Below are 21,969 nucleotides of genomic sequence, written 5' to 3'. Positions count from 1 at the left end.
GGTCATTACCTGATGGGCGGATGGCGTGAGGGCCCGTAACTCGTGACATGCAAGGGCGCGCAGGGTGTCCGGGGCGGACCATGCCGACCCGGAGCGCCGTCCCCGCCGCCGCGACCGACCCCGACGCCCTCAGTGCGGCGGAGCGCCGACCGGCAGCCGGGTCAGCGTGATGCCGAAGTGCACGCGGTACGCCGCGAGCGCCTCCGCCTCCGACAGCTGCCGCTCGGTGCGGGCGCCGTCCGGCCCGGTGCGGATCAGCCGGGTGCCGCTCAGCGTGATCCGGCCGTCCGCGGTGAGCCGTGAGCAGGTGGACGACCGGGTGAAGTGCGACTGCGGCGAGGTCGTCTGCCACCAGCACGTCGGCACGAAGTCGGTGAGCGCGTACGGCCGCGGGTCCAGTCGGTACTGCGGCTCGCCGTCCATCAGCACGTCCAGGACCTCCGGGGTGCCGGGGACGGCCGGGCGGCCCTCCACCGGGGTGACGCGGAACACCCCGCCCGGGTCGTGCTGGTCGCCGCGGGCCGCCAGCCGCAGCGGGTGGTGGCCGAACCGGCCGAAGCCGACGTCGACGAGCCACGGCTCGTCCAGCTCCACCCGCAGGGCCATGTGGTCGAACGGCGGGCCCGGACGGCCGTCCGCGCCGAACGTCCGCGCGGCCAGCAGGTCGACCCGGTAGCCGAGCGCCCGCAGCAGGCCGGCGAACGCGCCGTTGAGCTCGTAGCAGAAGCCGCCGCGCCGCCGGCCGACGATCTTCGCCAGCAGCGCCTCCTCCTCCAGCACCACCGGCTCGCCCAGCCCGACGGCCAGGTTCTCGAACGGCACCGCCGCCAGGTGCGCCGACTGCAGGGCGCGCAGCCCCGCCGCGTCGGGCCGCTCCGGGCGCTCCGCGCCGATCCTCCCGAGGTACGCCGCCGCCTGCTGCTCGTCCACCGCTGCTCCCGTTCCGTGCCCGTCCGCCGCCGCGCTCCGGACGGGCCGTCAGTCGACCCGTCCTGAGCTGGGGTGATGCCCTGTCCGAAGAGAACCTCGAAAAAATGTTTGGGATTCCTGTTATTCCCACCCGTCCCACAGATCTCCCATGTGTCGGCAGCAGCACACACCACCGAAGGCCGACGAGGGAGACAGCATGTCGTCACACCGGAAGGCGTCGCACCGTCGGCGCAGCCGTCGTGGACTGATGTTCACCGCCACAGCAGTGACCGCGGGACTCATCGTCGGAGCCGTCACCATCGGCTCCGTGATGGAGGGGGAGAAGCCGGTCCGCACATCCGCGGACACCGCGCTCGTCCAGGAGGTCGAGCTCAGCCCGGCCGCCGGTCCGCTCCACAAGGACGATCCCGCGCCGGTCACCTCCATACCGAAGGACGACCCCGCGCGCGGCCTCGTCTACGGCGGCCTGGTGCCCGCCGCGGGCGGCGACCGGTGCGTCGGCGTGTACAAGGTCGACGACAACGGCCTGTGCACGCACGGCCCGGACGCGCCGCCGAAGGGCGTCGACGTGCACAAGGACACCGCGCCGGTCGTCGCCGCGGCGGCCCGGCCCGCCGACCCCGCCGCCTCCGCGGCCGTCGCCCCGCCGTCCGCGACCGACCTGCTGAGCGACGCACCTGCCGTCCTCGACGCCGGCAACGGCTCCGCCCTCGGCGGCGGTTCGGTGCCCGCGGCAGGCCCGTCGGCCGGCGCGGGGGCCGCGGCCGCCGGGCCGAAGGTCGTCTGCGAGGGCGACGGGTCGACCGGCAACCGCGTCCAGGTGCTCTACGTGCACGCGCCCGGCAAGGACCGCTTCGGCGAGTACCTGCCGTCCTTCAAGAAGTGGGCGGCGGACACCGACGTCATCTACAACGCGAGCGCCCAGGAGACCGGCGGTGTCCGGCACATCCGCTTCGTCACCGAGGCCGACTGCACCGCCTCGGTGCTCGACGTGGAGCTCTCCGCTGTCTCGCTCCAGGAGTTCGGCGCGAGCAACAAGGCCCTCGCCGCGCAGGGCTTCAACCGCAAGGACCGCAAGTACATGATCTTCGCCGACGCGAACGTGTACTGCGGCATCGGCACGTTCAACGGTGACGAGCGCCCCGGGCAGGACAACCTCAGCAACTTCGGCCCGTCCTACGGACGTACCGACAACGGCTGCTGGAGCGGCTCCACCGCCGCCCACGAGCTCGGCCACAACCTCGGCGCCGTCAACAACAGCGCCCCGCACACCAGCAAGGGCGCGCACTGCGTCGACGAGTGGGACATCATGTGCTACTCCGACTCGCCGTACTACCCCAAGATGGAGGTCCGGTGCGCGAGCCGGGCCGAGGACGAGCGGCTCGACTGCAACCACGACGACTACTTCAACACGGCTCCTTCGCCGGGTAGTTACCTGAGCACGCACTGGAACGTCGCCGACAACCGGTTCCTCTTCTCCGGTGGCGGCACGACGCCCGACCCGACGCCGACCCCCACCCCGAGCCCCACCCGGCCGAACCCGACCGCGTCGCCCAGCCCGAAGCCGCCGACGCCGACGCCCACCCCCACGCCGAGCCCCACCTCCAGCGGCAGCACCACCGGGCCCAGGGTGACCGCGGGGCAGATCACCCCGAACTCCGCGGTGCTGAGCTGGCCGGCCGTGTCCGGCGCGACCGGCTACGACCTCCGGCTGGGCGGCCGCTCCCTGGCGACCGTCACCTCCACCGTCGTGCGGCTCGTCAACCTGAAGGCCGACACCGAGTACCGGGTCGCGGTCGCCGCCCGTGACGCGTCCGGGCGGACGGGCACGCCCGGCCGCACCACCGCCTTCCGCACCGCCAGGGCCGCCGGCCCCTCGCCGACCACGCCCGGCACCAAGTACCTGATGCTCAACACCCTCACCGGCCAGGCGGCCGACATGTGGGGCGGCTCCACCGCCGACGGCGCCGTGCTGATCGGCTACCAGCGCCACGGCTACTCCAACCAGCAGTGGACCTTCGAGGACGCCGGCGACGGCTACCTGACCATCCGTTCCGTGCGCTCCGGCAAGTGCCTGCAGACCGGCGGCCGAGCCGTCGCCGGCCAGTACGTGATGCAGCAGCCGTGCTCGGGCGCCGACACCCAGCGGTGGCGGACCGGCGCGGCGGGCAGCGCGTACACGCTCACCGCGAAGGGCTCCTCGCTCGTGCTCGGCACCGGATCGCGCTGGTACTACGGCGGCCGCCTGCTCGAACTCCAGCAGCCCAACGGCCAGTCGTACCAGAACTGGACGATCCAGCCCGCCTCCTGACGAGGCCGCCATGCCCCGGTGGGGCGGGAACCGACCCTCCCGCCCCACCGGGCTTTTCCGCCCCCGGGCTCGGACCCCGGCAGGCCGACGAGGAGCACCACCCATGCGCACCAGCACCGGGGTCCGTCCCCGCCGTCGTACCCGTCGTACCCGTCGCTCCGGCGCCGCCGCCCTGCTGGCCGGCCTGGCCGTGCTCGGCGCGGCCGGCCCGGCGGGCGCCCACGGCGACACCATCGCGTTCGCGGTGTCCACCCTGGCCGACGGGCACCTCACCGCCGTCGCCACCTGGGAGAACGACCACGACCCGGTCACCGACAAGGTCGCCGGCACCCTCAGCGCCCTGGCCGCGGACGGCCGTTCGGTCGGTCCCTGGCCGCTCGTCGCCGTCGCCGACCGGCCCGGCACCTACACCACGGCGCTCCAACTCCCGCCCGGACACTGGAAGGTGACCGTCGAGTCGGGCTTCCCGGCGCTCGGCCGGAGCGAGGCCGAGCTGGACGTCACGGCCGTGCCGGGTACGGCCCCGAGCGGAAGCGCCGGGCCGCGGACGTCCGTCGGACCGTCGACCGCGGAGCCGTCGGCCACCGTGGCCTCGGCGGTGCCGTCCGCCGCGGCGCCGTCCACGGCCGCGGCCGGTCCGGCCGGGCAGGGCTCCGCGCTGCCGGTGGTCCTGGGAGTGGTGGCGGTCGTGCTGGCCGCGGCCGCGGGCGCCGTCCTCGTCGTCCGCCGCCGCCGCGCGGCCCGCTGAGGCGCGGGCCTGCCGGCCGCTGCCGGGGGCCGGTGCCGTCCGGTCGGGGTCAGACCCGGTCGAGGGGCACGTGCGGCCCGTCCGGGAGCTCGGCCTCGACCGGGTCGCCCGGCCGGACGGTGCCGCCGTGCACGACGACGCCCATGATCCCGGCCCGGCGCACCACGGTGCCGTCCTCGCCGCGGCCGACGACCTGCTTGAGCAGACCGTCCCGGAAGGCGTCGATCTGCAGGCAGGGGTTGCGCAGGCCGGTGACCTCCACGACCGCCTCCGCCCCCAGGCGCAGCAGGGTGCCGACCGGGAGGCCGAGCAGGTCGATGCCGCGGGTGGTGATGTTCTCGCCGAGCTCGCCCGGTGCCACGGCGAACCCGGCGCGGCCGACCTCCGCGAACAGCTCCTCGTGCATCAGGTGCACCTGGCGGAGGTTCGGGGCGGTCGGATCCTGCGCCACCCGCGAGCGGTGCTTCACGGTCACCCCGGCGTGGACGTCGCCCTCGACCCCGAGGCCGGCGAGGAGGGTGACGCGCTCCCGGTTCGGCTTGGTGAAGGAGTACGTGCCGTTGCTGCTGACCGCCGTGACCGTCGCGCCCATCCCGGGTCTCCTCGTGCTGTGCCGGTGTGCCGTTCCGACCCTATGCCCGGCCGTGGGCGCCCCGGCGGCGGGGTCGGACCGCACCCGAACGGCCTGCCGCGGGCGTCCCGGACGGTCCCGGACGGGTGCGAGGGTGACGGCGGGCGGGGCGGGCGACAGTCCGCCGCCGAAGGATGTCGTGAGCACGCCACCCGAACGGGTTGTGCTGCGCCCGCCACCGTGGGCCACCATGAACCCATGGACATCGACACGGTCGTCCGCACCCGGAAGGCCCTGCACGCCGTCGCCGAGACGGTGCTCGCCGGGCCGCAGCACCGGGCCCGCGGCACCATCCGCCTGCGCGCCTACCCCGGCGGCTTCGCCACCAGCGCGGAGCCCTTCCTCCAGGTCATCGGCGACGAACTGATGGCCCCGGGGCAGCGGCTCCTGCTGCGCGGCACCACCTGCGCGGCCCTCGCCGCCGCGGTCGGCGTCGAGCCCGGCCCGCCCGCCGGCCTCTACACGGACGGATCCGGCGCCGCCCCCGGCGACCCGGTCGACGCCGACCCGCAGGCCGCCCAGTGGATCGCCCACTGCCTCGGCGTCGGCGACACCGCACTGCGCCGCCTCACCCCGGACGCCGACCCCGTGCTCTGGCCGGAGCACTTCGACATCGGCATCACCCTGGACGGCGTCAACTACGGCGTCTCCGCGGGCGACGCGTACCAGCCGGAGCCGTACGCGTACGTCGGCCCGCACACCCCGCGCAGCGGTCCGTTCTGGGACGCGCCGTTCGGCGCCGCCCGCACCGTGCGCGAACTCGGCGGCGCGGACGCCGTCACCCGCTACTTCGCCGAGGGGCGCCGGCTCGCAGCGGTGTGACCGCCGGGGCCCGGCCGTGCGGCCCGGACCCGGCGGTGGCGGCGGTCAGTCCGCGGCGCCGTTGCGCCCGCCGGCCCGGCCCGTCCAGGTCGGCTCGACCACCGCCCAGTCGTCCTGCCACTCGTCCTCGGCCCGGCACTCCAGCCGGCTGCGCCGCAACCCGTACGCCACCGCGCAGACCAGGGCCGCCGTGGCCCAGCCGCCCAGGACGAGGAACCCCGTCGTCGCCACGATGTCCGCGGTGGAGCGAGGCCCGTCCGCGGCCCGGCCCGCGCCGTCCACCCACACCCGCACCCGGTCGCCGGCCGACGCCGTGCTCGGCACCGGGGCCTCGTCCGTCACGGTGTGCCCGGCCGGGTACGTCCACGTGGCCTGCGCCCGGTAGCCGCCCGCGGGGCTGCCCGCCGACGTCAGGTCCGCCTGGACGGGCTCGCTGCGCACCACCGCCGCCACGTGGTGCAGCCGCGTCGCCGTCCGACCGGCCTCGGCCGCCGCGGAGCTGTACAGCAGCACCGCGGCCAGGCCCGCACCGGCCGTGCAGAGCACCATCGCGAGCCAGGCCGCCACCAGGGCGCGGCTCCGGCAGCGGTCCACGCGCCGCCTCAGCGGGCCGGCGTCCAGGCCTGCCGCGAGTCGTAGGTGCACCAGCATTCGCCGCCGACGGGATGACCCGCGACGGTCGGGGGAGTCGCTGCGCATGGTACGCCTCCTGCCGCCGGCCGTGACCTCCAGAATCCCCCCAACCGTCGGCCCCGGCACCTCCTCGCGCCCGCCGCCGCCTCCGGCCGGGCCCACCGGCGGGTTCCGACGGGGTCGGGGCGCCCGCCGTCCCGGGGCCGGAACCCGGTGGGAACCGGGACGCGGTGCGCACGCGTCCGGTGATCCGTCACCCTTTCGTCGATCATGGGGAGCGGGCCGCGTGGTGGCTGTGCTGTGTGTGCTGGTGGTCGCCGTGCCGCTCGGCTGCTGGGCGGTGCTGGCCCGGACGGCCGTGGTGGGTGCGGTGGTGGGGCTGCTGCTGGCCGGTGGCGCGGGCGTGCTGCTCGCGGCCGGGGCGGGCCTGCTGGAGCTCCGCGGGCTGTTCGAGCTCTTCCTCTGGTACCCGCTCGGCGCCGCCCTGCTGGTCGGCGCCGGGCTGCGGGTGGAGCGACGGCTGCGCGGGGTGCGGGAGCACGCGCCGCACGCACCGCGGGCGGTGCTGCGGGTGCACGCCGTGGTGGTGACGGCCGTGGCGCCGTTGTGCGCGCTCGTGCTCTTCACGGGCGCCGACGTCCCGCCGCCCGCGGTGGTGCCGTCGGTGCCGCCGGGGTTCACGCTCGGTGAGCAGGGCGTGGGCTGCGGTTCGGGCTCCTGCTGGCGGGAGGCGGCCGTCGCGGGGCCGGCGGGCATGCCGTCGGAGGAGGTCGTCCGGCGGCTCGGCCTGCAGGACGACCACTGCCACGCGAACGGCTGGCTGCTCGACCGGCGCCCGCTCTGCACCGGCGCGGTGATCAACGGCGGCAGCATCCGGCTGTACGTCTCGCTGGGCGACCTGATCGGCTGAGGGCGGGGACGGATCCCCCGCCCCCGCCCCCATTCTCCCGCCCCACCGGCAGCCGTCAGGGGCTCGTGAGCACCACGAGCTGACGGGTCGCCCTGGTCATCGCGACGTACCGGTCGACGGCGCCCTCGACGCCCGTGCCGAACGACTCCGGGTCGACGAGCACGACCAGGTCGAACTCCAGGCCCTTCGACAGCTCCGGGGTCAGCGACCTCACCCGGGACGTCGCCCGGAACGAGGGGTCGCCGATGACGCACGCGATCCCGTCGGAGTGCTCGGCGAGCCAGGTGCCGAGGATCGCGTCCAGGTCCTCGGTGGACCCGTGGACGACCGGCAGGCCGCTGCTGCGCACGGAGGTCGGCACGTTGGCGTCCGGGAGCACGGCGCGGACGACCGGTTCGGCCTCCGCCATGACCTCCTCCGGCGTCCGGTAGTTGATGCTCAGGGAGGCCACCTCGATCCGTCCGAGCCCGATCCGCCCGAGCCGCTCCTGCCACGACTCGGTGAACCCGTGCCGGGCCTGGGCGCGGTCGCCGACGATGGTGAAGCTGCGGGACGGGCAGCGGAGCAGCAGCATCTGCCACTCGGCGTCGGTCAGCTCCTGGGCCTCGTCCACGACGATGTGCGCGAACGGGCCGGCCAGCCGGTCCGGGTCGGCGGCGGGCAGCGCGGTGTCGTCGACCAGGCTGTCCTGCAGGTCCTGCCCGCGCAGCATGGTCACCGCGCCCTCGCCGTCGTCGTCCGCCTGGAGCAGCCGGTCGATGACGTCGGCCATGCGATCGCGTTCCGCGGCGACGGCGGCCCTGTGCCGGACCTTCCGCCGGGCCGCCTCCGGGTCGCCGAGCCGCTGCCGCGCCGCGTCGAGGAGCGGCAGGTCGGACACCGTCCAGGCCTGCGGCTCCTTGCGCCGCAGCTTCCGCACCTCGTCGGGGCTCAGCCAGGGCGCGCACATCCGCAGGTAGGCGGGTACCTCCCAGAGGTCCCCGACGAGGTCGGCCGCGTCGAGCAGCGGCCACGCGCGCTTCAGCGTCGTGACCAGCTCCGCGTCCCGCTGCAGCGACCTCCGGAACTCCTCGGGCGAGTCGTCGCCGTCGTACCTGTCGTGGAGGATCGTGACCAGTTCCTCCCAGATCTGCTCGCGCGCCTCGTTGTGCGGGGTGCCCGGCTCCGGCGCGTCGAACGCCTCGGCCCAGTCGTCGGCGGTCAGCCTGATGTCGGACCGGTCCGTCGAGACCGTCATCCCCTTGGTGGGCGGCTCCTCGTAGATCCTGACGGCCGCCTCGATCGCCTTCACCATCACCGCGGACGACTTCAGGCGGGCCACCTCCAGGTCCGTCTCGACGGCTGCTCCGGCGCCCTCGGCGACGAGGTCGCGCACGGTGCAGGTCTGCACGCCCTCCTCCCCGAGGCTCGGGAGGACGTCGGCGACGTACGCCAGGTAGGGCTGGTGCGGACCGACGAACAGCACGCCGCCCCGGCGGTGCCCGAGGCGCGGGTCGGAGTAGAGGAGGTAGGCGGAGCGGTGCAGGGCGACGACCGTCTTGCCCGTGCCCGGACCGCCGTCGACGACCAGGGCGCCGCGCGATCCGGCCCGGATGATGGCGTCCTGGTCGGCCTGGATGGTGCCGAGCACGTCCCGCATCCGGGACGACCGGGTGGTGCCCAGACTCGCGATGAAGGCCGACTGGTCGTCGAGCGCGGCGTGCCCCGCGAGTGCGTCGGCGGTGAAGACCTCGTCCCAGTAGTCGCCGATCCGGCCGCGGGTCCAGCGGTACCTGCGGCGGCTCGTCAGGCCCATCGGGTCGGCGTGGGTCGCCGCGAAGAACGGCTCGGCCGCGGGCGAGCGCCAGTCGACGAGCAGCCGGCGGCCCGCGCTGTCGGTGAGGCCGAGCCGTCCGATGTACAGCGGCTCGGGGTCGTCCGCGCCGACGATGTGCCCGAGGCACAGGTCCAGGCCGAAGCGGCGCAGCGCGCGCAGCCGGGTGGTCAGCCGGTGGATCTCCACGTCCCGGTCCATCGCCGCCCGGCCGAGGCCGCCGGGTGCCCTGCGCACCTCGTCGAGGTGGTCGGAGAGTTCGGCGATCGTCTGCTCCAGGCTCTCCGCGATGGCCGCGAAGTGCCGCTCGTCGCCGGCGATCAGCGCCGGGTCGGCCTTGGCGGCGAGGCGGTCGGGCAGGTCGAACGCACTGGTGGCCAGGGGGCTCATGTCATCGGATCCGGACGGACGTGCACGCAATTCGTGAATCTCCCATTTCGGCTGCTTCTCGGCTCAGGCAGTGATTCTGGGGTACGGCGGGGGCCTTGCCGCAAGCCCCCCGGTGCGCTATACGTTAAGAGTGGCAGGAGGTGGGTTCTTCCCTCGTGCCCTTCCCCGTGCCCTTCCCCCCGCTGCTCGGGACACTCCTCCTGCCGTCAGCGCCGCCGACACCCACCGGGCCTGCCCACCCGCCGGGCTCGCGGAGCCACGCCCCCCCCCGGGGCCTGCGGATGCCCCGGTCCACGCCGACGGCGCCGTGCACCGGCACCTTTGGACGTTCCTCCATGCCGCGCCGCCACCTCGCGGCCCGGGCTTGTGCGGACCGTCAACAATACGACGCGGGCTGGCTTCCGCCGCGCGGATCGGTGAACATTGACGGTTGGGTGCGGGGCGCCCGACCGGAGCCCCGCGGCCTCGCCGCAACCACGCCCGAGGTGTACCCGCCGCCCAGCCAGAGAGCCCATTCCATGCGTTTCCTGAACGACCTCAAGCCCGCGTACGACCTCACGTACGACGACGTCTTCATGGTCCCCAGCCGCTCCGCCGTGGGCTCCCGGCAGGGCGTCGACCTCTCCTCGCAGGACGGCACCGGCACGACCGTGCCGCTGGTCGTGGCCAACATGACGGCCATCGCCGGGCGCCGGATGGCCGAGACGGTCGCCCGCCGCGGCGGCCTGGTGGCCATCCCGCAGGACATCCCGATCGAGGTCGTCTCCGAGGTCGTCGGCTGGGTCAAGCAGCGCCACCTGGTGCACGACACCGCGCTCACCCTCGGCCCGGGCCACACCGTCGCCGACGCGCTGTCGCTGCTGCCCAAGCGCGCCCACGGCGCCCTCGTGGTGGTCGAGGACGGCCGCCCGGTCGGCGTCGTCACCGAGAGCGACTGCCACGCGGTCGACCGTTTCACGAGCCTCGCCGACGTGATGTCGCGCGACCTCCTGCTCCTCGACGAGGCCATCGAGCCGCGCGCCGCCTTCGACAAGCTCAACGAGGCGCACCGCAAGCTCGCCCCGGTCGTCGCCGCGGACGGCTCGCTGGTCGGCATCCTGACCCGCCGCAACGCGCTGCGCGCCACGCTCTACACCCCGGCCGTCGACGCCGCGGGCCGTCTGCGGGTCGCCGCGACCGTCGGCATCAACGGCGACGTCGCCGGGCGCGCCAAGGCGCTGCTGGAGGCCGGTGCGGACGTCCTCGTCGTCGACACCGCGCACGGTCACCAGGAGTCGATGATCAGCGCCCTGCAGGCCGTCCGCGGCCTCGACCCGCAGGTGCCGATCGTGGCGGGCAACGTCGTGTCCGCCGCGGGCGTCCGCGACCTGGTCGCCGCCGGCGCGGACATCCTCAAGGTCGGTGTCGGCCCGGGCGCGATGTGCACCACCCGCATGATGACCGGTGTCGGCCGTCCGCAGTTCTCCGCCGTGCTGGAGTGCGCCGCCGAGGCGCGCCTGCTCGGGAAGCACGTCTGGGCCGACGGCGGTGTCCGGCACCCGCGCGACGTCGCGATGGCGCTCGCCGCCGGCGCGTCCAACGTGATGATCGGCTCCTGGTTCGCCGGCACCTACGAGTCGCCCGGCGACCTGCAGACCACCGCCGACGGCCGCCAGTACAAGGAGAGCTTCGGCATGGCCTCGGCGCGCGCCGTGCGCAACCGCACCTCCGAGGAGTCCGCGTACGACCGCGCCCGCAAGGCGCTCTTCGAGGAGGGCATCTCGACCTCGCGGATGTTCCTCGACCCGGCCCGCCCGGGCGTCGAGGACCTGATCGACTCGATCGTCGCGGGTGTCCGCAGCTCCTGCACCTACGCGGGAGCCTCCTCGCTGGAGGAGTTCCACGAGAAGGCGATCGTCGGCGTGCAGAGCGCGGCCGGCTACGCCGAGGGAAAGCCGCTGCACTCCAGCTGGTGACGGTCCGGGGCCCGCTGCCCGTCCGTCCGGTCCGCCCCCCGTCCCGCGCCGTGCGCGCGGGGCGGGGGGCGGTTGCGTGCACGGCACCGGGAGAGGGGCGCGGCCCGGCCGGGACGGGCGTCACCGGCGGCCGCTCACCCGGCACTCACCGGATCGGCGCCGACTCGACCGGGGTGAGCAGCGCCCGGCTCACCATGCCGACCGACCGCGACAGCGCGGAGACGACCGCGTCCTCCACCGCGGGGGCGTGCCGCAGCTCCCACAGGGCGAGGACGGAGGCCCAGGCGGCGTCGCGGGCGCGGTCGATGCTCCAGGAGCCGGCCATGTGCAGCAGCGGCTCGGCGGCGTCCAGCGCGTCCGGGCAGGGCAGCAGCTCCTCCCGTACCTCGGCCTCCACCTGGGCGAGCAGGTCGTTGATCCGGTGGTAGTCGCCGCGGACGTCCTCCGGGGTGCGGCCGAGGAGGACGCAGGCGTCCAGCACGGCGATCGGCAGGTCGTGCTCGATGTGGGCGTTCATCCCGGCGAGGGCGTACTGCAGCGGGTGGATGCCCGGGCGGTCGCGCAGCTCGAAGAGCGGGCGCCAGCAGTGCGCGGGGCGGCGGCCCTCGGCGACCGCCGCGACGGCGTCGAGGTAGCGGGCGGCGAAGACCGCGTCCAGCTCGGCCATGCCGTCCGGGTCGGCGAAGTGGCCCTCGGCGAGCCGTTCGCGGACGAGCAGGGTCACCCGCAGGTACATCCGGTTGAAGACGGCGACGCCGTCCGCGGGCGGGAGGGCGCCCTGCAGCACCTCCATCCGGTCGATGACCTGGTCGACCGTCAGGGCCTCACTGATCGTCATGGGCGTACGCAGCCTTCCACGGCGGGCCGGGCGGATCGTCCGATGATAGGTCGGTATGCGGTTGATGCCGGAACGCCGCGCAGACGGCACGGCCGCGCGCCCGGCCGGGCGTGCGGTGAACGGCGGGCCGGCCCGCCCCGCGGCTCCGGGCCCTACGTCTCCGCCCCGCGGCTCCGGGCTCCCTACGTCTCCGCCCCGCCCGTCGTACCGCCCCGGGAGCGGTAGGAGGCAACGGCCGCAGCCAGGGTGGGGAAGATCCGCTCCTCCCCGACGGAGGCGCTCAGCCCGTACGCGTCCAGCTCCGACCGCAGGTCCTGCTTGACCCTCGCCAGGGCGAACACGCAGCCGCGGCCGACCAGTTCGTCCCGCAGCGCCTCCACCGAGTCCAGTGCGGTGATGTCCACCTCGACGTTGGCCTCGGTGTTGAGGACGAACCAGCGCACCGGCTCCGGCTGCTCGGCCACCGCAGCCAGGGCCCGCCGGCGGAAGTCCTCGGCGTTGGCGAAGAACAGCGGCGAGTCGTAGCGGTAGATCAGCAGCCCGGGGATGGTCCGCGCCTCGGGATAGTCGTCGACGTCGTGCATGCCGGGCACCCCCGGGACCAGGCCCAGCACCGCATCGTGCGGCCGGGCCACCCGGCTGAGCAGCTCGGCCACCGACAGCGCCACGGCCACCAGCACCCCGTAGAGGATGTCCAGGGCCAGGACGCCGACCAGGCATCCGAGCGCCAGCAGCAGCTCCCGGCGCCGGAACGACGAGAGCCGCCGGAAACCCGCGACGTCGATCATCCGGACGGCGGCGAAGACGACCAGGCATCCCAGGACCGCCGACGGCGTGAGCGCGAGCGCCGGGCCGAGGAACAGCAGCACGGCGACGACGAGCACGTCCGCCGTCAGCCCGTACACCTGGGTGTGCCCGCCGGCCGACCTGGCCAGCGTGGTGCGGCTGGCACTGCTGCTCACCGGGAAGCCGTGCAGCATGCCGGCACCGAGGTTGACCACGCCCAGCGCCAGGAGCTCCTGGTTGGCGTCCAGGCGTTCTCCGCTGTCGCGGGACTCGAAGGCGCGGGCCGTCAGGATCACGTCGGTGTACCCCACCAGGAGCACGCCGACGGCGGGCAGCACCAGCTCCCGGAAGTCGTCCAGGGACGGGAACGAGGGCCGCGGAAGCCCGGTCGGGATCTCCCCGATCACCGAGATGCCGTACTGCTCCAGGTCGAACACCGCGACGACCGCGGTGCCCAGGACCAGCGCGAGCAGGGTGACCGGCACGCTGCGCGGCAGGAACGTGGCCGCCACGAAGAGGAAGAGCAGCGTGCCCGCGCTGAGGACCACGGTGGCGACGTGCGCCTCCGGGAGGTTCCGGAAGAAGGAGATCAGCTGCGGGAAGAAACCCGAACCCTCCGTCTCGACACCGGTGAGCTTCGTCAGCTGGTCCACCCCCATGATCAGGGCGACCCCGGCGAGGTAGCCGATCAGGACGGGCTGGGACAGCAGATCGGCGACGAACCCCAGCCGGGCGATCCGGGCGACCAGGAACATCATCCCGACCACGACCGCGAGCGCCGCCGTGAGCACGGCGTAGCGGTCCGCGTCCCCCGCCGCCAGCGGTCCCACCACGCCGGCCGTCATCAGCGCGGTCGTCGACTCCGGGCCGACCGACAGCAGGCGCGACGAACCGAGGAAGGCGTAGACGGCGAGCGCGGGCAGGATCGCCCAGAGCCCCGCGACCGGCTGCAGACCCGCCACGCTCGCGTACGCCATGACCTGCGGCACCAGGTAGGCGGCGACGGTGACGCCGGCCAGCAGGTCGCCGCGCACCCAGCTGCGGCGGTACGACCGGAGCACGCCGAGCCCCGGGACGAGCCCGGTGACGCGACGCCGGAGACCGCCGACCGGGTCGGTTGACTGTCCCATCGGTCTCCTTCCGCAGGGCCGACGGCAGCCGGAACCGGCTCACCGGGCCCGGCGGGGATCGTGCCGGGAGCGGAACGCGGGGCCGTGCGGGACGTCGGATCCCATCGTCGGGGCGTCCCCGGGCCGCCGCCAGACGTCCCACCCGAAAGGGTGAACCGAAGGACGGGGCCCCTGCGGCGGTCGCCGTACGGTGCGCGCCTCGGCCGTGACCGCCGACGCGGCCGGGAGGAGCCCGCGGGAACGTGACGGGACCCGGGAGCGTATCCAGCTCCCGGGCCCCTGAAGTGCCACCCAATTGCGCACACCGGCACGTTGAAGGGTGCGGATCATTCTGAGATCGACGTGTTCTCCCGTTGAACTACCGCGCCACGTGAGAGGCGCAGGCGGGACTTGAACCCGCATCCGTCGATGATCGTCCGCGCCCGGTCGATCCGGTGATCGGCGGCGGATACTGAGACTGGAGCGAGAGTCTGAGATTCAGGGGATGTGCCTCTGCCGCTTGGGCCACCCCGGCACGATGTGGTGCCGGGGGAGGGATTCGAACCCCCACCGTCATCCCGTGGTCAGCTTCAACATCAGTTTCAGCTTGCGCCCTTCGGCGCGCCCCCCGCTCGAACAGGGGGCGATCATGGGGCTACCGGAACAGGTAGCCGAACACCGCGTCGCCGACCCGCTCGTCGGTGACCTCGGTGCCGTTGGCCTCCTCGCGGGCGAACTTGACGGCCTGCTGCAGCTTCTCCAGGCGTTCCGTCAGCTCGTTGACCCGCCGGGCAGGCAGTGCGCCGGAGAACTTCACGGTCGTCCAGTAGCCGACCGGGACGTCCTCGTAGTACACCTCGACCTGGGCCGGGTGCTTCTCGGTGGCCTCGGCCTTCACGTGGTTGCGCGGCACCTTCCTGGTGCGGATGGTGCGGACCGGGTCGGTCTTCCAGGAGTCCGTGGACGGATCCAGGTTCCACGACTCGGCGGCGTCCAGCACCGGCAGCTTGCGCACGAAGGTGTACAGGTCGGTGAGCTGCTTCTCCAGGAAGAGCAGGTACGGCACCGGGACGTCGGCCAGCAGGACGGTGCCGTCCACGACCACGTCCGCGGCGGCGGTCCGGTTCGCCCGGTCCTTGGTGGCGGTCACGTCGAACAGCCGGGTCAGCGTCGCGGCGGTGCTGCGCAGGATGTCCTCGGCCTTCACCTGCACCCGGGTGGACTCGGGCGGCAGCTGCTCGCCCTCCTCGTCCTTCGGCTGGTAGGTCCGGGAGATGCCCGCGAGCAGCGCGGGCTTCTGGACGTCCTGGTGAGCCTGGGTCAGCTCCTGGAACGACTTGGACTTGACGCCCTTTTCGACGGCGATGATCTGGTTCAGCTTCGGCACGACACGGAAGCTATCAGCAATCGTTCGAACGTTCCGTCGATTATTCGGGACTGCCCGCGACGGCCCTCCGCGACCGCCGACCGCGCGGGCGCCTCAGGGAGGCACCGGGCGGCACCGGCCTGCGGCAGCCGCGGCAGGCCGGTGCGTGCGTCCCGGCGCGTCAGTCCTCCTCGCCGTCGAAGCCGTCCAGGTCGTCCTCGTCGAGGCCGTGGTCGGCCATCACCGCGGCGGCCTCCTCGTCGGCACCGCGGGCCTGCAGGGCCCGGACCAGCACCAGGGCCTCCTCCCAGGCCTCCTCGGGGTCGTCCAGCAGCGCGAGGGCGGCGCGGGCCGCCTCCTCGGCGGCCGCGGGGTCGCCGAGCCGCAGACGCAGCAGGCCGAGTTCGGTGAGCACCTCGCCGAGCTGCGGGGCGACCTCGGCGGACTCCTGCTGCTCCAGCAGCGCGCGGGCGGTCTGCAGCCGGGCGACGGCGGCCTCGGCCTGGCCGGACGACCGCAGGTGGCCCGCGTAGCCGTGCAGGACGTCTGCGGTCGCCGTGCCGAGCGCGCCCTCGCCGGACGGCAGCCCGGCCGCGAGGAGCTCGTCCAGGACGCCGCGGGCCTCGGTCAGCAGGTCCGGGAGGACTCCGGACGCGGCGGCGTCCTGAGCGGATCCGGCACCGCCGCCGCAGGGGTGGCGCCGCAGGGCCTGGCCGAGCGCGGACATCCGGTCGGCGGCCCGGCCCGCGGCGGCGAAACCGCGCGCCGCCGCGAGGTACCGGGCGGCCGCCTCCGGGCCGTGGCCGAGCCATCCGCCGAGGCGGGCCTCCAGTTCGGCGCGCGGCGGCAGCGACGGTGCGGCGGTGTCCGGCTTCCACGCGTCCAGCAGTTCGCCAAGGGCGGCGCTCGCGCGGCGCCACTCGCCGTCCTCGCGGTAGGCGCGGGCCAGCACCCAGCGGGCGGTGGCGGCCTCCTCCTCCAGGCCGAGGCGGTCCAGTTCGCGGACGGCCTCCTCGGACGCCTCCACCGCATCCGCGAAGCGCTCGTCGGCCAGCAGCGCGTCGGCCGCCGCGGCCCGGCCGCGGGCCGCACCGACCCGGTCGCCGGCCGCGGTCAGCGCCGCGACCCGGTCGACCAGCCGCCGCACCCGCTCGCCCGCGCGGGACTCCAGGTCGCGCTCGAACACCGACAGCGGCGCGGGGTCGCCGATCGGCCCCGCGCCCGACCACTCCCGCATCCGGGTGCTCTGGTAGGCGTTGCCGTTGCGCGCGTCGAAGCGGGCCGCGATGCCGAGCGCCCGTTCCCGCAACTCCCGCGCGAGCCCGGCCACCCGGGCGTCCGGGCGGCGGACGCCGTCCGCGGCGGGGAAGCGCAGGAGCCGCTCGCCCTCGCCGCGGGCCTCCACCGCGGAGAGGACGGCCGCGGCGGCCGCGGCGAACTCCATCTCCGTCAGCGGGGTGCGCGGCCGGTCCAGCCACGACAGGTGCCGCTCGATCAGGTCCAGCCCCCGGCCCAGGTTGCCGCTGTGCACGCAGAACAGCAGATTCGACGCCAGCTCGCCCAGGTGGTGCGGATTGTCGCGGATCCGGCGGTACGCGACGCGGTGCGCCTCGACCGCCTGCTCGCCGCGGCCGGTCCGCACGTACGGCAGCAGCAGCTCGGAGTTGATCCACTGCGGCTGCTCGGTGCACCCGGAGCGGACCGCCGGCTCGCCGATCCGGATCGCCTCCTCGTCCCGGCCGAGTGCCACGAGCGTCCGCACCTGGCTGCTGGGGACGCAGCCGGAGCAGTCGGAGAGCCCGTCGCGGCGGGTGACGGCCATCTGCTCGTAGAAGTCCTGCGCCCGCGCCAGCTCGCCGGTGCTCTCGGCCACCAGGCCGCGGTGCTGGAGGACGGCGTGCAGGCTGTGGCCGCCGCGCCGGTAGCGGCGCTCCATGTCGGCCAGCAGGTCCGTCGCCCGCTCCAGCGGGATCTCCGGGAACTGGTAGACGCTGTAGATCATCCACTTGAACTGCCACAGCAGCGTGTGGTCGTGCCGGCCGCCGAAGCGGTCCGGTTCGCGGTCGTACGCGGCCAGGCACCAGGAGAAGGTGAGGAACGCCTTCGCCGGCACCCAACTGTGCTGGAACACCGAGGTGGCCGACATCCGCACGTCGAAGGCGAACTCGACCAGCCCCAGGGCGTCGGCGTGGCGGATCACCTCCTCCAGGGCGGCGAACTTCGCCGGCCCGGACGGCATGCCGTGGCTGGCGCGGTAGAGGTCGCGGACCTCCTGCTCGGTACGGCTCACTGCGCGGCCCCGGAGACGGCCCGGCCGATCAGGCCGAGGAAGGACTGGTTGAGTGCGGCCGTGTCGGCCGGGCGGAGCGGGTGGTGGCCGAGCAGCAGGGCCTGCACGTAGAGGCCCTCCAGGCACGTCGCCTGCAGCTCCGGGTCGGTGAGCGAGAGGACCTGCCGGGCCAGCGGGTTGCGGTGGTTGAGCACCAGGCGGGGCCGGGGCTCGGCGGCGGCCTGGAAGCTGCCGAGGATCGCCGACCAGGTGTCGTCCACCTGGTCGCGGGTGCCGCGGAGGTCGAGCTGGAAGGCGGTGTCGTCGTCCAGCAGGTACAGGGAGGGCAGCCCGGACGGCTCGAAGGAGCGGACCAGCAGGTCGCAGCCCAGCCGCGCCAGCACCCGGTCGGCCACGGCCATGAACGGCGCGAGCGCCAGCTCGTCGGCCGTCTCCAGCCGCTGGAGGTGGGTGGTGAGGTCCGCCGCGCGCAGCTGCTCGACCTCCGACTTCCGCTCCACCGTGGCGAACCGGTCGATCAGCTCGGCGTCGTAGACGTAACCCGCGTTGACGACGGCGAGCCCCTGCGCGGCGGCCACCGGCGCCAGTTGCCGGAACTCGTCGAGCAGCGGGGTGAACCGCAGCAGCCCGTAGCGGTCGGTGAACTCGGCGAGGGTGAGCGGTCCGACGTTGGTCTCCATCGGCCAGAAGTCGGCGACCAGCCGCAGCATGTCGTCGTCGTGCAGGGCCAGCGCCTTCACACCCAGGTGGTGCACCCGCAGGAAGGCCCGCAGGCGGGCCGGCTCCTGCTTGCTCAACCGCACCAGCCAGCCGCGCAGTTGGTCGCCCAGGGCGTCGCGGGTCGCTTCCAGCAGCGAGTCCTCGTAGAGGGCCTCGCGGCTCGCGGTGGGGCGCAGCTCCGCGGTGTCCACGACGCAGCGCACGAAGAACGCCCACTCGGGCAGCAACCGCTCGGCCCCTTCGGACAGCAGCATCTGCTTGAGGTAGACCCGGTGGGCCGCCGGGACGGCCGGGTTGGCCGGCATGGGCAGCACGAAGGCGACCCCGCGCAGGCCCGCCTCGGCGGTGGCGACGTCGACGACGTCGAACGGTGCGAAGCCGAACACCTCCTCGCAGTACGCCTCCAGGCGGGCCCGGCGCTCGGCCGCGCCTTCCCCGTCGGGGCGGTCCCACGGTGCGGGGCCGCCGGTGACGGGCTCGCCGTCCACGGTGACCGGGTGCGGCAGCCGGGCGCCGTAGTGGCTGACCAGGGCGGTCACCGCGCGGCGGGTGAGGAGGTGTTCGCAGCCCGGGCGCGGGCGCAGGGTGACGGTGGTGCCGGTCTCCGCGCGCTGCCCGTCGGCGGGTGCGGGCTCCACCGCGTAGCTGCCGTCGGCGCGGCCGCGCCACAGCACGGTGGGCTCGCCGGCCCGGCGGGTGGTCACCTCGATGGCGTCGGAGACCATGAAGCAGGACAGCAGGCCGATGCCGAACTGGCCCATGAACTCGTGCCGGGCGAAGCCCAGGTCGTCACGCTTCGAGCTGCGCCCGATGGTCGCCAGCAGCTCGTGGACCTGGGTCTCGCTCAGGCCGATCCCGTTGTCGCCGATGGTCAGCGAGCCGTCGCCGTTCGCGTCGCCGGAGGAGATCTCGATCCGCGGGGTGCGCGGGTCCGCGGCTCCGTCCTGGCGCAGCGCGGTGATCGCGTCGACCGCGTTCTGCAGCAGCTCGCGGGCGTACACCTGCGGGCTGGTGTACAGGTGATGGCTCAGCAGGTCGACGATGCCGCGCAGATCGACGCGGAAGGTTTGGTTCACGGGCTCTCCCAGATCGTGCATGGCAGGCACCCTAGAACGGGAGTCCGACACGGGGCAGCGAATATCGGCCGCGGGGTCCGCGGGCCGCCGCGGCACGCCCGCCGCCGTCCGCCCGCCGCCGCGGCACGCCCGCCGCCGTACGCCCGGGGGCGGAGGGCTGCAGCCGTAGGGCCGTCGCCGTAGGGCCAAGGGACCCGTGCCGCACCGGCCGGAGGCCGATCCGCCGGGCGGGTGCGCGGCGCCAGGGTGGACCCATGGACACCACTTCGCAGCACCCCGGGGTCGCCGTCGTCACCGGTGCCTCCCGCGGCCTCGGCCTCGAACTCGCCCGCGCGCTCGCACTGGAGGGCCGGCCCCTGGTGATCACCGCCCGCGACGCGGCCGGACTCGCCGCCGCCGAGGCCGAACTCGCCGCGCTCACCACGGTCGCCGCGCCCGCCGGTTCGGTGGTCGACGACGCGCACCGCGAGCGCCTCGCCTCGGCGGCCGCGGCCCTCGGCGGCGCCACCCTGCTGGTGCACAACGCCTCGACCCTCACCGGCTACGACCTGGCCGGCGCACCGCTGCCCTCGCTCGCCGACTTCCCGCTGCCGGGCCTGCTGGAGACCTTCGAGGTCAACGTGCTCGCCCCGATCGCCCTCACCCAGCTCCTCCTGCCGCAGCTGCGGGCCCGTCGCGGCGCGGTCCTCGCCGTCAGTTCGGACGCCGCCGTCGAGGCGTACGCCGGCTGGGGCGGCTACGGCGCCTCGAAGGCCGCGCTCGACCACGCCGCCGCCGTCCTCGCCGCGGAGGAGCCGGACCTCGCCGTGTGGTCGGTCGACCCCGGCGACATGCGCACCCGCATGCACCAGGAGGCGTTCCCCGGCGAGGACGTCTCCGACCGGCCGCTGCCCGCCACCGTCGTGCCGGCGCTCCTCGCCCTGCTGCACGGCCGCCCCGCCTCCGGCCGCTACCGGGCCGCCGACCTGCAGCCCGCCGACCCGCGCGACGCCGTACGGGCGGGGGTCTGAGATGACGGCCGCCGTGGACCCCGGCTACGACTTCACCGTGCCACCCGAACTCTCCGCCCGCGCCCCGGCCGAGGCGCGCGGCCTCGCCCGGGACGGCGTCCGCCTGCTCGTCGGCCACCGGGACGGTCCCACCGTCGCCCACCACCGGTTCACCGACCTGCCGGACCTGCTGGAGCCCGGCGACCTGCTGGTGGTCAACAACTCCGCGACGCTGCCCGCCGCGCTCACCGGCACCCTGCCCGACGGCACCTCCGTGGCGGTGCACCTCTCCTCCGCGCAGCCCGACCCGCGCGGCCGGCACCTGGTGGAGCTGCGCCGCCCGGCGACGGGCGCGGCCCAGCCGTACCCGCCGGGGCAGTCGCCGGCCCGTGCCGGCCTGCGGGTGGCGCTGCCGGGCGGGGCGTCCGCCGGGCTGACGGCCCCGTTCACCCCCCGCCTGTGGCACGCCCACCTCACCCTGCCCGGGGAGCTGATCGGGTACCTCGCCCGCCACGGCCGCGCGATCCGCTACGGCTACGTCGACCGGGACTGGCCGATCGAGGCCTACCGCACGGTCTTCGCCGCGGTGCCCGGCAGCAGCGAGATGCCCAGCGCCGCACGGCCGTTCACCGCGGAGACGGTGGCCCGGCTGGTCGCCCGCGGCGTGCTGCTGGCGCCCGTCACCCTGCACACCGGTGTGGCCTCACCGGAGGCGCACGAGACGCCCTACGCCGAGCGTTACCGGGTGCCCGGGGCGACCGCGCGGCTGGTCGGGCACGTGCGGGAGGGCGGCGGCCGGGTGATCGCGGTCGGCACGACCGTCGTCCGGGCGTTGGAGTCGGCGGCCGACGGGTCGGGCGGCGTGCACGCGGCCGACGGCTGGACTGACCTCGTCGTCACCCCGGGCCGCGGTGTGCGTGCCGTCGACGGCCTGCTCACCGGCTGGCACGAGCCGCAGGCCTCCCACCTGCTCATGCTGGAGGCCGTCGCGGGGCGCCCGCTGCTCGCCCGCTGCTACGCCGAGGCGCTCGAACACCGCTACCTGTGGCACGAGTTCGGCGACGTCAACCTGCTGCTGGCTCGCTGACCACCGGGGTCCTCGGGGCCCGCCACCAGGGGTAGGGCAGGCCCGCCAGCCGGTTGACGACGAGCCCCTGGGCCGCGAGGAGCGCCACCGCGAGCATCATCACGGCGAGTTGGCCGGGCGTGCGGAGCAGTCCCAGCGCGACGATCAGCGTGGTCGCCGCGGCGGGCGGGTGCGCGACGCCCAGCAGCGGCATCAGGCCGCAGGTCAGGCCGAGGGCGATCGCGGACGCGGCGAGCCGGGCCCAGGTGATGTCGGTGAGGTCCGGCGGGGTGTCGAGCAGGCCGGTGGCGGCGAGCGCCACGTAGCCGGAGACGCAGCCGACGAGGTGCCCGAGCACGGTGTTGCGCGGCGAGGCCGGCGTGGTGAGCGGCGTGTAGAACAGCAGGAAGGCGGTCGGTCCGAGGGACGGGAAGAGGAACGGCAGGCCGCTGACGTGCGCGACCAGGGCCATCACGGCCAGCGAGACGAAGGAGTTGACGGCCGAGTACGCGGCCTTCACCAGGCTCGGGTCGTGCGTCTCGACCAGCTGCGGCAGCGCGACCCGGTCGAGGAGCCGGTTCACGGT

The 21,969-nt window shown here is 74.7% G+C and carries 17 protein-coding genes; 7 read left to right on the top strand and 10 right to left on the bottom strand.

Translation table 11 applies throughout. The annotated features are described in order from the left end of the window. Positions 1-129: 129 nt before the first annotated feature. Complete coding sequence (locus tag OG335_RS08035) at positions 130-930, bottom strand: arylamine N-acetyltransferase (RefSeq protein WP_405010335.1); 801 nt, start codon at positions 928-930, stop codon at positions 130-132. A 196-nt stretch (positions 931-1,126) separates the two neighbouring features. Here OG335_RS08035 and OG335_RS08030 point away from each other — a divergent pair, with 196 nt between their 5' ends. After that, positions 1,127-3,241: an RICIN domain-containing protein gene (locus OG335_RS08030; protein WP_405010334.1), complete on the top strand. Its 2,115-nt coding sequence runs from the start codon at positions 1,127-1,129 to the stop codon at positions 3,239-3,241. Between the two features lie 103 nt (positions 3,242-3,344). Then, entirely contained in the window at positions 3,345-3,989 is a 645-nt protein-coding gene (locus tag OG335_RS08025; RefSeq protein ID WP_405010333.1) for a hypothetical protein, read from the top strand. Positions 3,990-4,038: 49 nt separating this feature from the next. Here OG335_RS08025 and OG335_RS08020 read toward each other — a convergent pair whose 3' ends face one another. Then, positions 4,039-4,581 carry an MOSC domain-containing protein gene (locus OG335_RS08020; RefSeq protein WP_405010332.1) on the bottom strand — a complete coding sequence of 181 codons (543 nt, stop codon included), beginning with the start codon at positions 4,579-4,581 and terminating at the stop codon, positions 4,039-4,041. Positions 4,582-4,818: 237 nt separating this feature from the next. Here OG335_RS08020 and OG335_RS08015 point away from each other — a divergent pair, with 237 nt between their 5' ends. After that, on the top strand, positions 4,819-5,442 hold the full coding sequence (locus OG335_RS08015) for a hypothetical protein (RefSeq protein ID WP_405010331.1): 624 nt from the start codon (positions 4,819-4,821) through the stop codon (positions 5,440-5,442). A gap of 45 nt (positions 5,443-5,487) precedes the next feature. Here the strand turns inward: OG335_RS08015 and OG335_RS08010 are convergent, their stop codons facing one another. Next, positions 5,488-6,036 (bottom strand): hypothetical protein, encoded by a 549-nt coding sequence (locus OG335_RS08010; protein ID WP_405010330.1) that lies wholly within the window; start codon positions 6,034-6,036, stop codon positions 5,488-5,490. A gap of 325 nt (positions 6,037-6,361) precedes the next feature. Here OG335_RS08010 and OG335_RS08005 point away from each other — a divergent pair, with 325 nt between their 5' ends. After that, positions 6,362-6,985, top strand: coding sequence for a hypothetical protein (locus OG335_RS08005; protein ID WP_405010329.1), 624 nt, complete (start codon positions 6,362-6,364; stop codon positions 6,983-6,985). 55 nt (positions 6,986-7,040) lie between these two features. Here OG335_RS08005 and helR read toward each other — a convergent pair whose 3' ends face one another. Beyond that, positions 7,041-9,188, bottom strand: coding sequence for an RNA polymerase recycling motor ATPase HelR (gene helR, locus OG335_RS08000; protein ID WP_405010328.1), 2,148 nt, complete (start codon positions 9,186-9,188; stop codon positions 7,041-7,043). A 518-nt stretch (positions 9,189-9,706) separates the two neighbouring features. Here helR and OG335_RS07995 point away from each other — a divergent pair. Continuing rightward, the gene (locus tag OG335_RS07995; RefSeq protein WP_405010327.1) at positions 9,707-11,143 is read left to right on the top strand and encodes a GuaB1 family IMP dehydrogenase-related protein; all 1,437 of its coding nucleotides are present in this window, start codon (positions 9,707-9,709) and stop codon (positions 11,141-11,143) included. Between the two features lie 145 nt (positions 11,144-11,288). Here OG335_RS07995 and OG335_RS07990 read toward each other — a convergent pair whose 3' ends face one another. The 5 genes from OG335_RS07990 to OG335_RS07970 all read right to left on the bottom strand — a co-directional run bounded on the left by OG335_RS07990 (position 11,289) and on the right by OG335_RS07970 (position 19,349). Continuing rightward, entirely contained in the window at positions 11,289-11,981 is a 693-nt protein-coding gene (locus OG335_RS07990; protein WP_405010326.1) for a DUF5995 family protein, read from the bottom strand. 182 nt (positions 11,982-12,163) lie between these two features. Then, on the bottom strand, positions 12,164-13,897 hold the full coding sequence (gene sulP / locus OG335_RS07985) for a sulfate permease (RefSeq protein ID WP_405010325.1): 1,734 nt from the start codon (positions 13,895-13,897) through the stop codon (positions 12,164-12,166). Between the two features lie 634 nt (positions 13,898-14,531). Beyond that, on the bottom strand, positions 14,532-15,263 hold the full coding sequence (locus OG335_RS07980) for a hypothetical protein (protein ID WP_405010324.1): 732 nt from the start codon (positions 15,261-15,263) through the stop codon (positions 14,532-14,534). A gap of 160 nt (positions 15,264-15,423) precedes the next feature. After that, entirely contained in the window at positions 15,424-17,532 is a 2,109-nt protein-coding gene (locus OG335_RS07975; RefSeq protein ID WP_405010323.1) for a hypothetical protein, read from the bottom strand. Continuing rightward, positions 17,529-19,349, bottom strand: coding sequence for an HSP90 family protein (locus OG335_RS07970; RefSeq protein WP_405010322.1), 1,821 nt, complete (start codon positions 19,347-19,349; stop codon positions 17,529-17,531). The genes OG335_RS07975 and OG335_RS07970 overlap by 4 nt, the downstream gene beginning before the upstream one ends. 233 nt (positions 19,350-19,582) lie before the next feature. Here OG335_RS07970 and OG335_RS07965 point away from each other — a divergent pair, with 233 nt between their 5' ends. Both OG335_RS07965 and OG335_RS07960 read left to right on the top strand, forming a co-directional pair. Next, positions 19,583-20,338 (top strand): SDR family NAD(P)-dependent oxidoreductase, encoded by a 756-nt coding sequence (locus OG335_RS07965; protein ID WP_405010321.1) that lies wholly within the window; start codon positions 19,583-19,585, stop codon positions 20,336-20,338. Between the two features lies 1 nt (position 20,339). Then, entirely contained in the window at positions 20,340-21,404 is a 1,065-nt protein-coding gene (locus OG335_RS07960; protein ID WP_405010320.1) for an S-adenosylmethionine:tRNA ribosyltransferase-isomerase, read from the top strand. Here OG335_RS07960 and OG335_RS07955 read toward each other — a convergent pair. Continuing rightward, a complete protein-coding gene (locus OG335_RS07955) occupies positions 21,382-21,966 on the bottom strand; it encodes an HPP family protein (protein WP_405010319.1) in 585 nt (194 codons plus the stop codon). The genes OG335_RS07960 and OG335_RS07955 overlap by 23 nt on opposite strands. Positions 21,967-21,969: the final 3 nt, after the last annotated feature.

It is taken from the genome of Kitasatospora sp. NBC_01539, from assembly GCF_045040525.1.
GTDB lineage: Bacteria > Actinomycetota > Actinomycetes > Streptomycetales > Streptomycetaceae > Kitasatospora.
Note: the sequence above shows the minus strand (reverse complement) of the source record. Positions and strands in the feature narration are given on the sequence as shown.